The 13,611-nt window shown below is 40.5% G+C and carries 13 protein-coding genes; 10 read left to right on the top strand and 3 right to left on the bottom strand.

Translation table 11 applies throughout. The annotated features are described in order from the left end of the window. Positions 1–189: 189 nt before the first annotated feature. The 7 genes from AK825_RS11440 (at position 190) to AK825_RS11410 (ending at position 5,777) form a co-directional block, all read left to right on the top strand. Positions 190–1,668: a C13 family peptidase gene (locus AK825_RS11440; RefSeq protein WP_068037499.1), complete on the top strand. Its 1,479-nt coding sequence runs from the start codon at positions 190–192 to the stop codon at positions 1,666–1,668. Positions 1,669–2,103: 435 nt separating this feature from the next. After that, a complete protein-coding gene (gene fghA / locus AK825_RS11435; protein WP_068037498.1) occupies positions 2,104–2,994 on the top strand; it encodes an S-formylglutathione hydrolase in 891 nt (296 codons plus the stop codon). Between the two features lie 379 nt (positions 2,995–3,373). Then, positions 3,374–3,622 carry a TIGR03643 family protein gene (locus AK825_RS15015; protein ID WP_275477977.1) on the top strand — a complete coding sequence of 83 codons (249 nt, stop codon included), beginning with the start codon at positions 3,374–3,376 and terminating at the stop codon, positions 3,620–3,622. A 197-nt stretch (positions 3,623–3,819) separates the two neighbouring features. Beyond that, positions 3,820–4,512: a ribulose-phosphate 3-epimerase gene (gene rpe, locus AK825_RS11425; protein ID WP_068037497.1), complete on the top strand. Its 693-nt coding sequence runs from the start codon at positions 3,820–3,822 to the stop codon at positions 4,510–4,512. 51 nt (positions 4,513–4,563) lie between these two features. Continuing rightward, on the top strand, positions 4,564–4,914 hold the full coding sequence (locus tag AK825_RS11420; RefSeq protein ID WP_068037496.1) for a hypothetical protein: 351 nt from the start codon (positions 4,564–4,566) through the stop codon (positions 4,912–4,914). A gap of 67 nt (positions 4,915–4,981) precedes the next feature. After that, a complete protein-coding gene (locus AK825_RS11415) occupies positions 4,982–5,293 on the top strand; it encodes a hypothetical protein (protein ID WP_068037494.1) in 312 nt (103 codons plus the stop codon). 172 nt (positions 5,294–5,465) lie between these two features. Then, positions 5,466–5,777, top strand: a complete 312-nt coding sequence (locus AK825_RS11410) for a hypothetical protein (RefSeq protein ID WP_068037491.1) — start codon at positions 5,466–5,468, stop codon at positions 5,775–5,777. A gap of 142 nt (positions 5,778–5,919) precedes the next feature. Here the strand turns inward: AK825_RS11410 and rpmG are convergent, their stop codons facing one another. Together rpmG and rpmB are read right to left on the bottom strand one after the other, a co-directional pair. Then, positions 5,920–6,075 (bottom strand): 50S ribosomal protein L33, encoded by a 156-nt coding sequence (gene rpmG, locus AK825_RS11405; protein WP_068037488.1) that lies wholly within the window; start codon positions 6,073–6,075, stop codon positions 5,920–5,922. A 39-nt stretch (positions 6,076–6,114) separates the two neighbouring features. Next, positions 6,115–6,351, bottom strand: coding sequence for a 50S ribosomal protein L28 (gene rpmB, locus AK825_RS11400; RefSeq protein WP_068037487.1), 237 nt, complete (start codon positions 6,349–6,351; stop codon positions 6,115–6,117). Between the two features lie 484 nt (positions 6,352–6,835). On the opposite strand from rpmB, the gene AK825_RS11395 reads away from it, so the two are divergent. Then, positions 6,836–9,340, top strand: coding sequence for an Ig-like domain-containing protein (locus AK825_RS11395; RefSeq protein ID WP_068037486.1), 2,505 nt, complete (start codon positions 6,836–6,838; stop codon positions 9,338–9,340). Positions 9,341–9,597: 257 nt separating this feature from the next. Continuing rightward, positions 9,598–10,458 carry a formyltetrahydrofolate deformylase gene (gene purU, locus AK825_RS11390; RefSeq protein ID WP_068039391.1) on the top strand — a complete coding sequence of 287 codons (861 nt, stop codon included), beginning with the start codon at positions 9,598–9,600 and terminating at the stop codon, positions 10,456–10,458. Positions 10,459–10,535: 77 nt separating this feature from the next. On the opposite strand, the gene ccsA is transcribed toward purU, so the two are convergent. Then, the gene (gene ccsA, locus AK825_RS11385) at positions 10,536–11,342 is read right to left on the bottom strand and encodes a cytochrome c biogenesis protein CcsA (RefSeq protein ID WP_068037485.1); all 807 of its coding nucleotides are present in this window, start codon (positions 11,340–11,342) and stop codon (positions 10,536–10,538) included. Between the two features lie 475 nt (positions 11,343–11,817). On the opposite strand from ccsA, the gene ffh reads away from it, so the two are divergent. Beyond that, a complete protein-coding gene (ffh, locus tag AK825_RS11380) occupies positions 11,818–13,368 on the top strand; it encodes a signal recognition particle protein (RefSeq protein WP_068037482.1) in 1,551 nt (516 codons plus the stop codon). Positions 13,369–13,611: the final 243 nt, after the last annotated feature.

Here is a 13,611-nt window from a genome sequence, read left to right as displayed (position 1 = left end):
TCTTGAATTCAAGGCCTCCTTTTTTTATTCGCTTTTTAAGTTAATATTTTATATGGGTTTTTACAAATTATGCTTATCGTCTTAGCTGACAATCCGTTACAATCGCGATAGATTAGCAGGATAAACTATGAGGTTATGTTATCGGTATGATGATAGTCATTTCTCTCGACTGGATAGAGGTCTAAGTCTTTGCCACTCTCGTCGCTAAAAACCATTTCACTTCAGCGCTTCTCGCTCAATTTCGCTGCCAATATTATCGCTGCCCTTTGGATGTTGGTAGGGTCGACCCGTGCGTTTTCTTGGGTAAAACCAACCTTTGTACAATTTGCCTTATTTGCCTTATTAGCGCTAGGCAGTAACGTACTGTTTTCTTGGTTAGCTGCTGAAGCGGGGAGTGTCTTCAATGAACAAGGATTGGTCAGCTATTTGATTTGGCCCGCAATCATCTCTTTAGTCGGTATTATTCTTGCGAGGCGTTCTGGCAACCAGATGCTGGTATTTGTACCAGTAGTGCTATGGTTGGTGGCCGACACGTTATCTGCACTGCTACAAAGCATTGTGCAAGTTTTAGGCAGTCACGGCTGGTTACCCGAATGGAGTTATTCATTTTTACCGATATTGTTTCTAGTACTGTTTTTATGGCAAACGCTAGCATTATTGTGGATCTTTGCTCGTAGGCAACGTACACCGTGGTGGGAGCGGATTATTATACTGATAGGCGCTGTGGCACTATTGACTATTTGGCAGCGTAATGTCGCTGATCAACCTATTTTTAAGCAAGTACCTGTACAGCCTGTTTTAGAGGAAGCAGCACTTTATAAGCAGCCACGCTTATTACAGCAAGCTTTAGCCAGTATTGATCCCAGCATGCCTGGTAAGAGTGATTGGTATTTCATGGGTGTGGCAGGCTTCTCTGATCAAAACGTCTTTCGCTCTGAAATTAATAAAGTGCGAGAATTGTTTGATGTACGCTTTGGAACCAGTGGCCATTCACTGGCGCTAATTAATAATACTTATAGCTGGCTAGATGAGCCAGTGGCGACTAAGACTAGTATTTTACAAGGCTTGAAAAAAATCGGTCAGCAAATGGATGCTGATGAAGATGTGTTATTCATGACCTTATCATCACATGGTGACCAAGACTTTATTCATTTATCCAACCCTCCACTAGAGATGGATAATCTAGATGCCGCATGGCTACGAGAAGCACTTGATGCATCAGGCATTCGCTGGCGCGTGATCGTGGTATCAGCCTGTTATTCTGGTTCATTCATTGATGAGCTAACGTCACCAACGACTGTCGTTATTACCGCTTCAGCAGCCGATAAAATGTCGTTTGGTTGTACTAATACGGCTGAAATGACCTATTTTGGTCAAGCCTTCTTTGCGGAAAGTTTACGTGAAAACACCAGTTTTGCGGCAGCGTTCAAGGATGCCAGCCTACGTGTTAGTGAGCGCGAAAGCTTTATGGGCTTTGAGTCATCAGAGCCACAAATGGTCGTCGGTAGCTTAATGAAAACCGCCTTGCCTGCATTTGAAAAGACGTTATTTGATAAGACGCGCTCTTCAGTAGCGAACATCACTAACAATACTGCTGTCCCTATTAATATTATCCCTGAAGATTCTACTGATAAGCTGGAGAATACTGCTACGTCTACTACAGAGTAGAAGATAAACGCTAATTTTCTATAATTGGATCATTTTAAAACCGATACAGTGCTGCTGGGGTAAATTTTTTGCAGCCTTTGTCACGCTTGCGAACAGCACGCAATAAAAATTTATACCAGTAGCATGTGGCTATTAAAGTATCGATTTTATTTCGAAATGACTATATGTTATAGCAATCACCTTGGCTCCAGCTCATCCTAAAAATTGTTTCTATAAAAATTATTGACTACACTATTTATGAAGTCTTACTGCTTGAGATTTCTTATTATTCGTTTTGCCTAATTGCTGTTGATACGTGCGTCCTTTTTCAGCGTTCCTTTTTTCAGCGCTCCTTTAATTTTTGAAAATGGTATCATGGTCTTATTGGATAAATGTCTTATTGCATAATTTTTATAAGCATCATTTGTTTTAATTTCGATAAAAAGGATATCAATCATGAATAATTCTTACAATAATAGTCTATCTGCCAACACCCAGCTCACGCAAAAAAGCGTGAACCGCTGCTTTGACGGTGAACAGCATTACTATAGTCATCAATCAACAGCGACCAAAACGCCAATGACGTTTAGTATTTATTTGCCAGATGAAGCGCTTGCAGGAAAGCTTTGCCCCGCCATATTGTATTTGTCAGGTTTGACTTGTAACGCCGATAACGTTACTCATAAAGCGCACTTTCAGCAAAGATGTAGCGAGCTTGGCATGATATTTATTGCACCAGATACGTCTCCTAGAAGTAGCGAAGATGACGAAGTGCCGAACGATGAACGTTATTTTGTGGGTCAAGGCGCAAGCTATTACGTCGATGCGACTAATGCACCATGGGCCGAAAACTTCAATATGCAAAGTTATATCGTAGATGAGTTGTATGACTTGCTTCGCTCTGAGTTTGCCATTAGTAGTCTTGGTATTACAGGCCACTCAATGGGCGGTCATGGTGCGCTGCTACTAGGTTTTAAGTTCCCAAGTAAGTTTGTCAGTGTCTCAGCGCTATCGCCAGTGTGTGCCGCCAGTGAGTCAGCATGGGGTCAAGCAGCTTATACCGAGTATTTCGGTGATGATAACGATCTGTGGGCTCAAGCTGATGCAGCGCAGACGATTAAAAATGCTGGTCGCAAGTATTCAAGTATCTTAGTTGATCAAGGTGCCGATGATAACTTCTTAGCAGAAGGTCAGCTACAAACGTCCAAACTACAAAAAGCTTGTGAAGAAGCCAAACAGCCGTTAACACTACGCTATCAAGCAGGTCACGACCACAGCTATTACTTTATTCAAACCGTGATTAATGATCATATCGAGCATCATTGGCGTATGGCGCAGTTGAGCTAGTTATACCCTTATGCTTATCTGTAACTTTACCCTAAACTATTATTTATAAAGCGATTTTTGTGACTGTACTGTAGATAGACGGCTTAGCGGATAGTTTAACCAAGCTCAGTTATTGATATAAAATAGGGCTTGGTTAATTAAATACTTAATACGCAAAAGGTAAGAGTTTATGGTATATCATCAAGCGTCATCCGTAGGTGAACGTTTAAATAATCAGCAACAGAATATACAATCATCACTTGCTACTATGCAGGCTGACATAGATACAGCTTTACGCACAAAACGAGCAGCCAATAATAAGACCAAAGATACGCTCAGCTTAGATATTGTGAGCTCAGATCAGTTGCAGTCAAGACCAGATAATTTAGCAGCTGATAAAATACTGGATGCCGCGCAAATATCACGTGTGATAGAAATGGCATGGGAAGATAGAACGCCTTTTGGCGCTATAGAGCACAGTTATGGACTTAGTGAAGCTAACGTCATTAAATTGATGCGTCAACAGCTAAAACCCTCATCTTTTCGTCTATGGCGCCAACGTGTAACCGGTCGTTCTACTAAGCATCAAGCGAAACGATCTTTCGAAGTAGGCCGTGCCTATTGCAAAACCCAATATAAGCCACGATAGTAGTTTTAAGACAGTAATTTTTAAGATATCAGTTTTCGAGGCACAAGTCTCCGAAGAATAAGCTTTTAAGGCATTGTTTTTTAGAATAGAAAGTTTATCGGTTTATCTAGCATTAATAATGTTGAGGTAAGCCTTCTCGTTTTTGTCAATTTACCAAAATTATCAATTTATCAAAACATTAATTAGGTAGCTCAATTATGATTAGCCCTTCTAAACAATATCTAATCGCCCCTTCAATATTATCTGCTGACTTTGCGCGTTTGGGCGAAGAAGTGGAGACTGTTCTAAAAGCAGGCGCCGACGTCATACATTTTGATGTAATGGATAACCATTACGTACCGAACCTGACCTTTGGTAGTATGATTTGTAAGGCGTTACGTGATTATGGTATTGATGCACCCATTGATGTACATCTAATGGTTAGCCCAGTCGATGGTATGATTGAGCAGTTCTTAGAAGCCGGTGCTAGCGTTATTACTTTTCACCCAGAAGCTAGTGGACATGTTGATCGCTCCTTGCAACTGATTAAAGACGGCGGGGCTAAATGTGGTTTGGTACTTAACCCAGCCACGCCACTGCATTATTTAGATTATGTAATGGATAAAGTCGATCAAATATTACTGATGAGCGTCAACCCAGGATTTGGTGGGCAGTCGTTTATCGAAAGTACCTTGGATAAAGTGCGCGAAGTCCGTCAGCGTATCGATACTAGCGGCCGTGATATTAGGTTAGAGGTAGATGGCGGTATCAAAGCGAGTAATATTCGTGCTATCGCTGAGGCTGGTGCTGATATGTTTGTAGCTGGCTCTGCTATCTTTAATCAAGATGATTATCAGGCAGCTATTACTGCCATGCGTCAAGAGTTAGCTTTGGTAAATAGTAGCAAATAGCCATTATAGTGATACAGGTAAGAATAGTCTTACGTCACAAAAAGGTGCATTATGGATAAGCCAACCTCACCAGTACAAGACGATAAGGGTTCGTCTAATCGACAACAAAAACGCAGTTTAGTACCCAAAGGAATTACCATTGGCTTAGCGATATTTTCATTGATACTGAGCCTTGCTGGATATGGTTTTCGCTTAATGGTGGGGGATGATGTCGGAGATGTGTTACGCCATGCGGCGGTAATAGTACCTGCTTTTGTGCTCGGTATTCCGTTACTTTTTTGGCTTGGTGCGCGTGTATTCAACAAGTTGAATGGTACTGATATTGCGGGCTGGAATGCGATAAGTCTAGGCTATCTGACTTCTTGTATTTCATTGCTATGGTTGATGGGCACTTATAGCTAAATTTCACATTATTCATAAATTTTTTATCATTATTAAGTCATGATTTTCGTCTTGACTGGAATTTTATATGCAAATTATGCCCACCCGTATTGCGAATATTATTTACCCAAAAGATCTACCTAATGTTTTGTTCACTAGCCTTATTATTGCTTGTCTATTGTTAGGGTTAGCTTCGCTGAGTCATGGCGAAGGGTTTCAAGGCTGGTTACATGTTTTTGAGAGCTGGCTACTGATGCTGTTAATATTTCCCACCGCTACTGCCGCCGTCGCACTGCCATTTAAATATCGTGACCCGACGCTAGAGTTAAAACTCATGTATTATCTGGGTATGTTCGTCGCCTTGTTATTTACCTTAGCCAAATTGCGCTACTGGCGTTAATTTAACAGTTATTATGACGTAGTCAATATCGGCTTATTTATAAGACTTGCGTTAATGCTCTTGAATTCTAGGGTCAAAGCGTCCATTGTATGAGTATGATACATTTACCCATGTTGTCTTGAGACGTAAAACTCTATGCAATGACAAGACGGTATAATTGAGGATACATTAAATGCCATATGATATTGATAATGAGATAGAAGTAGACAACGATACCCAAGATAAGTTTGCAGGATTTGCTAAAGAGACGACTCTTGAACTGGTAGAAGCAGATGACGGTAGATTATTGTTACGTGATGCTGAACAAGATGAAGCACCACTAATGACCATCGACTTTTCTGATAAGCTTAAAGAGTTGCTTGGTAGTGATACTCAAGCTATCGGTCAGCATATGATTCATGCAGCTATTCAAGTGATTATGCAAAAGCAGATGAGTCAGTGGCATGCGCATGTCTATGATAAAGAACCTACGAATTATAGCTAACAGGCTATGATTGAACTTAAGGCAATTTATTCATAATAAGATATAAATTGCAGACAATAAAAAAGGGCTTATCAATTGATAGGCCCTTTTTTATTGTTCAAATAATTTTATTTATAGAAAATTATTCTATAAAAAATACAAATTATTTGATTTTTGCTTCTTTAAAGATCACATGTTGGCGAATTTTAGGATCAAACTTTTTGATCTCCATTTTGCCAGGCATTGTGCGCTTATTTTTAGTAGTGGTGTAGTAATACCCAGTACCAGCAGTTGATACCAACTTGATTTTATCTCTCATGATAGCTTTCCTTTAAATGATGGCAGACAAGCGCGTGGCTTAAACTTTTTGACCTTGTGCGCGCAAATCTGCTAACACTTTATCAATACCAACTTTGTCAATGATGCGCATACCTTTAGTAGATATACGTAGACGTACAAAACGGTTTTCAGATTCTACCCAAAAACGATGGTTGTGAAGGTTTGGTAGAAAGCGACGACGGGTTTTGTTGTTTGCGTGCGAAACATTATTACCCACCATAGGGCGCTTTCCAGTCACTTGGCAAACTCTAGACATGGCGAACTCCTGATCTATGAGGTATGAGGGATTCTCATACCAGTCTGGGCAAGTTGCGCGTATTTGCGGCATGGACACAGCAAGCGGCACCATTGCACCAAACAAAACTATATGAAGGTTGAGCTGGTTTTCGCTGTCATCTAAAGGCAAATAACAGACTGACCAATTCAGAAAATTTTAAAGCCGACATTTATACCATAAAATCAGTAAACATTCAAATTATTTTGTGATAATCGTCGTCATAAAAGTCACCTATTATACCCTGAATCTACGTTCGTATGTCATCGATTACTTAACCCATAGGTATAATTTTTAGTTGTAACTTAGAACAAAAGTCAGTAAAGTTGCTGTTAGAAATTTAATACACTTTATATATATAGTAAACATACGGTAACCTTATCTACTTTTGCTTATATATTTGTAGATTGGGAACGATTCTTGCTTATCTTCTCGAATACATCATTGCTGATTCGGAGTCCAAAAAATGTCATATAGCCCGCTACCTTTTACTTCTAAGCTGTTTCAGTTGACAGCACTGACTTTAGCGCTCACCTTAGCTGGTTGTGGTGGGGGTGGTGACAGTGATACCGTAGATTCTATCGCGCCAAAACCTGATATTGGATTGGTTCCAGTAACACCTGATAATCAAGATCCAAATGATCAGGGTGCGGGTGATGAAGAGTCAACCATTAAGGCAAATGAAGTATATATATTATCTAATTATACTAATATTAATGTGAATACGGCTAAAGATACTTCCATCAGGATAGAAGCTTTGGTATTAGATGTTAAAAATGGTGTGTTAGATAATAAGGTGGTTACCTTTGAAATCACCGATCCTAAGGCTACTGGGTTGTTTAGCACTTCTAGCTCTAGAGTCACTACCGACGAGAAAGGAAGAGCTTTCATTGAGCTACAAGCAAGAAATAATCTAACTGCAGAACAGAGTGATTTTCTTATAAAAAACGGCTTAATAGTAAAGGTTAGTGTTGATGGCATCGAACAATCTATTACATTATTTGGTCAAGAAGGTAATACCAGCACGCAAAAAGATGATGTTTATGATGTGTTTATCTCATCAGATAAAACTGAGCTATTAACAGGTTCGGATAAAGCAACGGTAAATATTAGAGTAACCGATAAGAAAGGTGGTATCGTTGCAGGCGTTCCTGTGATAATAGGTATTACTGATGCTGCGTTATATGGCCTGTCTTTGAATAGTCCTTCTAAGCAAATCACTAATGAGCAAGGACTAATTGCCGTCGAGTTGTTACAAAGCAGAGTAAATGTTGACGCCCAGCTAAATCATGAAAGTCTATTAACGGTAGTTGTTGATGATGAAAAGAATAGTATCGTTGAGCAAAGCTTCCCTATTATAGTTTCGGGTACTCGTGCAAGTAATGTTGTTTCTTCTAAAAATATAGTGAGTAATGGAGAAAACTTTTCAGTATCTGGACAAATTCTGGATGGTGCAGCAAAGCCTATTAATCGCGCAGATGTGGTTCTGTATAGTAATAATGTAGAAGCAGGTACTAGCAGTACTGATTCTGATGGTAACTTCAGGTTTGATTTAAATGCTTCCACTCTGAATGCTTCAAATGATGATAGTTATGTATTTAGTATTGAGATTAAAGGCCCTAAGAGTATTCAACGTATTCCTAATGTATTAACTATAGGGTCTGCTACTAGCTCAAACATGAACTTTGAACAGACTACTGACATAGTTGTGGGTATCAGGAAGAAAGTTACTCTGAATGTGCCAGATGGTATCAATGGTGATAGCGTTGTTGTTACAACGAATAAGGGTAAAATTTTCAAAGACATGAGTGAGACTGAAAGTTTTGGTAGCTCTCGTCGTATATTAACGGTAATGAATAAAAAGGTCGAGTTCTACATTGAGTCAAGCGTGCCTGATAGCGCCACTATAATTGCGACACATAGAAGGGTGGGACAGCCAGATAATACTAAAGAAACAGTATTAAGCTTCGTATCGATTAGCCCTACTAAGTTGATCCTGCAAACTGAACGATCTGTTCTTAGTGTTGGTGGCTCTACTGAAGTAATTGCTCGAGTGTTAGATAAAGATGACGCTCCGGTAAAGAATGCCATCGTGCAATTCACAACAACCAAAGATGCCTCTGGCGGTAGCTTAGGACAAGGGGTGGCTTATACTAATAGTAGTGGTTTAGCAACGGTAGTTTATAATGCGGGGCAGAACCCAACACAGACTGACGGTGTCATCATCGAAGCTGAGGTAAAGTTCATTCAATTGCCAGACAAGACAGAACAGGAAGTAAAGCCAAAAAGCATTAAAAGTACTTCAAGTCTTTCTGTACAAACGAAATCAACGTTTATCAGTTTCGCTTTCGCTGATAAAGTTTCTGCCGGTGATCGTCAGGTATATTATTTTCAAAAAGGTTCAATCAGTGTGCTTAATAGCACAGGTAAACCGGCTATCAATCAGCCCGTATCCATCAATTTAAATCCTAGTAGTTACGGAAAAGGTGAGTTTTTTGTTGCTAGAGATGAAGCTGATGAGAAGGTCTGGAGCATTCGCACCCTCTTGTTCCCTTTGGTTACCTCTCCTACTAATCGATATGGTTTCTACAGAACTTGTGATAATGAAGATACTAATAACAATGGTATCTTAGATTCAGGTGAAGATGTTAATGGCAATGGTCAATTAGATCCTATCAATGTCGCGGCAGTGCTTGATAAAGATGGTAATGAAGTTAGCTCTAGTCAGAACTTTAATTTTATTACTGATCAATTCGGGAAAGTTGACTTTTCAGTACGTTATCCAAAAGAATATGCAGAATGGTATAGAGCAAAAGTTACTGTTAATACTAGTGTAGATGGTAGTGAGTCAAAACAGTCTCGTGTAATGAGCTTTCCAGTTCTCATAGATGACGTTGATATTGGTAAGCCAGCACGTCCTAACTGGGCAAGTCCATTTGGTATTTACGATACTTGTTTCAACGCCAACTAGTATTTACCAATCTCAAAACGAACCCCCAACCCGCGTTGGGGGTTTTCGTATTGGTAATATAAATAACGTAAAACAACCAACTCAATAAGCAAAACATTGCAAAAACGATTAGAATAGTTGACTTGCTATGCTATCAATGGTTCTTCAAACACAGGTAGCAATCACCTTATTTTTTGATTAGGCACATTATGTCAGACACTGCAACGAATGCTTCACCGGATACTTTATCACAGGCTATATCTAGTGCTTCATTACCTATAACGGCTATCGACACTGCCACATTGCTCATTAAATGCCGAGATCAAGCAGGTATCGTACAAGCGGTATCAGAGTTTATTCATCGCTATGGTGGCAATATTATCTCTCTTGATCAGTATTCAACTGCACATGAAGGTGGACAGTACTTTATGCGTTTAGAGTTTGTTCTAGAAGGTTTGAGCGAGATTATTGATAACTTTGAGGCCAGCTTCGGGCATACGGTTGCCAAACGCCATAATATGACTTGGCATTTACATGACAATGCAATTAAGACGAAGGTCGGTATTTTGGTATCGAAGTTTGATCATGCCTTGTTGGATTTGTTATGGCGTCATCAACGAGGATTGCTCGATTGCCAGATTACTTCTGTTGTAAGTAATCATGAAGATCTGCGTCAAGCGGTAGAAAACTTTGGGATACCTTTTCATCACGTACCGGTAACTAAGGATAATAAACCTGAGGCGGAGGAGCGAGTTGATGAATTGATGGCAGGTAACGACTTAATAGTATTAGCACGCTATATGCAGATATTATCGTCTGATTTCATTGAACGCTGGCCAATGCAGATTATTAATATTCATCATTCATTCTTACCAGCTTTCGTCGGAGCAGATCCTTATCGTCAGGCGTATGACAAAGGCGTTAAGCTTATCGGTGCGACTGCGCATTACGTCACTGCAGAGCTCGATCAAGGCCCTATTATTGAGCAGGATGTGCACCGTGTAACGCATCGTCAGGGCGTGGTAGAATTACGTGCTATTGGTCGTGATATTGAGCGCAATGTATTGGCACGCGCAGTGAACTGGCATGTGCAAAATCGAGTCATTGTGACAGGCAATAAAACAGTGGTATTTAATTAGAGAGAAGATCTTATTAAATAAGCGTTACGGTCAGCAATATCGTTTATGATTTATACTGACCGACTGTGACGCTCACTCTATAACACTAGCTCTAAGACAAACTTGCTACCGACAAAGCCAATTGCTAATAAGATAAAGGCATAGAAAGTAATATTAGCCGCACGTTTGCCACGCCAGCCAGCGCGCCAATTGCCTATCAAAAGTATGCCAAATAGCAACCAAGATAACATGCTAAATACCGTCTTATGCACAATATGCTGCGCCATCAAGTCTTCTACATAGATAAAGCCAATTCCCAGCGCGATGCTAAGTAGTATAAAGCCTACCAATATCATATCGAATAATAAGCTCTCCATACTTTGTAGAGGCGGTAGTTTATTGACCCAAAAACGATGGATGGTATGATGCTTAAGCTCACGAATTTGCATACGCAAAAATAGCGCTTGCACTGTAGCCATCAGCAGCACACAGTAGGCAGCAAGTGATAATAGAATATGCGCTTCAAGACCGATGCTGACATCAGTTAGTGGCTGATAAGGTGCGCGGCCAACATAGCCCACTGTCATACCAATAAGCGCAGTCGGTGCGGCTAGGATACCTAGACTAAGAATAGGACGGTACAGACAGAAGAGTACATAGAAAAACAAGAAAAACAGACTAATTAGGCTGATTATGTTAAATAAGTTAAAATTTAGCCCATATAACGTAACCACATACGGATATAATAGGGCGGCATGTGCGAGCATACCGACGACCAGTAAGCCAAGGCTTAAGCCTTTATGAATAGGGTTGCTCTTCGTCAACGCCCAACTGATATGGATACTGACTGCTATATAAGCCATACTAGCAATTATGAACGCAAGGTGCACAGGTAAAAGCCTCATCCCATAATGAGCGCAAAATCGCCGCTCAATTTAACGCTAAAGTGGTATTATTAGAATAATCGTCCAATCTATCATAAAATGAAGGCTAGTTGAGAATCATCTCTATTATTATTCATAGATGCTAAGATCATAAATAGTTATTCATTATGAGGCACCAACTATTTATAGAGGTTTATATAAGCCACTCAATAGATGACAGTTTATATAGCGGTATTTATATAACAGTATTTGTTTAACCGTATTACTATGGCTGTCAATCCATTAGAGTAAAGCCAAATGCGTCTAAAGTCTTAGCGGAAATTACGCTATAGTATTGATAGTCAATCATTTTTAGATAAATCATATTCGATGTAAATGTGCGATACCCTAAACCATTTTGTTTAATCCATCTTTAATAAAGTGCTTTTTGACTGCATATACCTTAACAAGAAGCCTTTTTATAAAAATATTTTAATTGTTTAATTGAGAGTTATTTATGTTTGATACCTTAACAGAACGTCTATCGTCGAGCCTACGCAATATCGCCGGCACGGGGCAACTGACTGAAGACAATATCAAAGACACGTTACGTGAAGTGCGTATGGCGTTGTTAGAAGCCGACGTGGCGCTACCGGTCACTCGCGATTTTGTTAAACGCGTTAAAGAGCAGGCGCTTGGTGCTGAGGTGCTAAAAGAATTAGCTCCAGGTCAGGCGTTTGTAAAGATTGTCCACGATGAGCTGACCGAAATGATGGGCAGTGCTAATCAGCAGCTTGAGATGACGGGTAAGCCTCCTGTCGTATACTTACTAGCGGGTCTGCAAGGTGCGGGTAAAACCACCACTGCAGGTAAACTGGCCAAATATCTACAAGAGCGCCATAAGAAAAAGGTCATGCTGGTCTCAGCTGACGTCTATCGTCCAGCGGCAATACAGCAGCTTCAGCAAGTAGCCGGTCAAGTTGACGCCAAGTTCGTTAACTCAAGTAGCGACGAGAACCCAATTGATATCGCCCTACGCGCTATCGAAGAAGCAAAAATTCAATACCAAGACATCTTGATTATTGATACGGCGGGTCGTCTAGCTATCGATGAGACCATGATGGATGAGATTAAGGCGTTAACCGCTGCGGTTAATCCATCCGAGACACTGTTTGTGGTTGATGCCATGACAGGTCAAGATGCAGCCAATACTGCCAAAGCCTTTAACGATGCGTTGCCATTGACGGGTGTTATCTTAACTAAGACTGACGGTGATGCTCGCGGCGGTGCAGCGCTTTCTGTACGCGCTATCACAGGTAAGCCGATTAAGTTCTTAGGTCGCGGTGAAAAACTCGACGCCTTAGAGCTATTCCATCCTGAGCGTATTGCCCAGCGTATTCTTGGTATGGGTGACGTACTGAGTCTGGTTGAAGAAGTCGAACAAAAAATCGACCGTGATAAAGCCGAAAAAATGGCGAAAAAGATGCAAAAGGGCGGCGACTTCGACCTTGAGGATCTATTGACTCAGTTCCAGCAGATGAAAAATATGGGCGGTATGTCGGGCTTCCTTGATAAAATGCCAGGCATGGGCGGTTCGGATATGCAAAAAGCTGTCGAAGACGCTAAACCTGAAGAAAAAGTCCGTGAAATGGAAGCGTTAATTAATTCTATGACCCCATTTGAGCGTCAGAATCCTGATAAGATTAACCCTAGTCGCAAGCGTCGTATTGCTGCAGGCTCGGGGCGTGAGATCCAAGACGTCAACCGTTTGCTCAAGCAGCACAAGCAAATGGCAAAAATGATGAAAATGATATCCAAGCCTGAAGGCATCAGTAAGATGATGAAGTCTATGCAAGGGTTAATGGGCGGCGGCGGTGGCGGAGCTGGGGGCGGCGGTCCTTTATTTGGCGGCGGCGGTCAGCAAGGCGGTCCTAAAGATGTGAAGCCGCAACAAATGGCGAAGCAAATGGGACTTGATCCTAATAATATGCCTAGCACTGAAGAGATGCAAAAGCAGATGCAAGAGATGGAAAACCAAGCGCCAAAAAAGTTTAAAACGCGCTTTTAAGTAGTAGTTGAATTTGTTAGCCCTATAAGTCTAATAAAAACCCAGAGCTAAAGTAGTTTTGGGTTTTTTTATGGATGCTATTTAGCTCACCTATTAGAACACCTATGTTTATATGTCTTCTCATGAATAAAGTGTGAAAAACGTAGAAAGTGATAAAAATCGCTTACCCTAAATGCTATGATAGGCGCTATTTTATTAGGGCGTATTTTTTATGTAGTCGATTCAATTTGAAAGTGGTACTTT

Source organism: Psychrobacter sp. P11G5 (genome assembly GCF_001593305.1).
Lineage (GTDB): Bacteria > Pseudomonadota > Gammaproteobacteria > Pseudomonadales > Moraxellaceae > Psychrobacter.
This window is presented reverse-complemented; position numbering and strand designations above follow the sequence as displayed.

Bases quoted from the DNA above. Each gene is read 5' to 3' on its own strand.
- fghA (WP_068037498.1), top strand. From the start codon at position 2,104: ATGAATAATTCTTACAATAATAGTCTATCTGCCAACACCCAGCTCACG.
- rpe (WP_068037497.1), top strand. From the start codon at position 3,820: ATGATTAGCCCTTCTAAACAATATCTAATCGCCCCTTCAATATTATCT.
- AK825_RS11420 (WP_068037496.1), top strand. From the start codon at position 4,564: ATGGATAAGCCAACCTCACCAGTACAAGACGATAAGGGTTCGTCTAAT.
- AK825_RS11415 (WP_068037494.1), top strand. From the start codon at position 4,982: ATGCAAATTATGCCCACCCGTATTGCGAATATTATTTACCCAAAAGAT.
- AK825_RS11410 (WP_068037491.1), top strand. From the start codon at position 5,466: ATGCCATATGATATTGATAATGAGATAGAAGTAGACAACGATACCCAA.
- rpmG (WP_068037488.1), bottom strand. From the start codon at position 6,075: ATGAGAGATAAAATCAAGTTGGTATCAACTGCTGGTACTGGGTATTAC.
- rpmB (WP_068037487.1), bottom strand. From the start codon at position 6,351: ATGTCTAGAGTTTGCCAAGTGACTGGAAAGCGCCCTATGGTGGGTAAT.
- AK825_RS11395 (WP_068037486.1), top strand. From the start codon at position 6,836: ATGTCATATAGCCCGCTACCTTTTACTTCTAAGCTGTTTCAGTTGACA.
- ccsA (WP_068037485.1), bottom strand. From the start codon at position 11,342: ATGAGGCTTTTACCTGTGCACCTTGCGTTCATAATTGCTAGTATGGCT.
- ffh (WP_068037482.1), top strand. From the start codon at position 11,818: ATGTTTGATACCTTAACAGAACGTCTATCGTCGAGCCTACGCAATATC.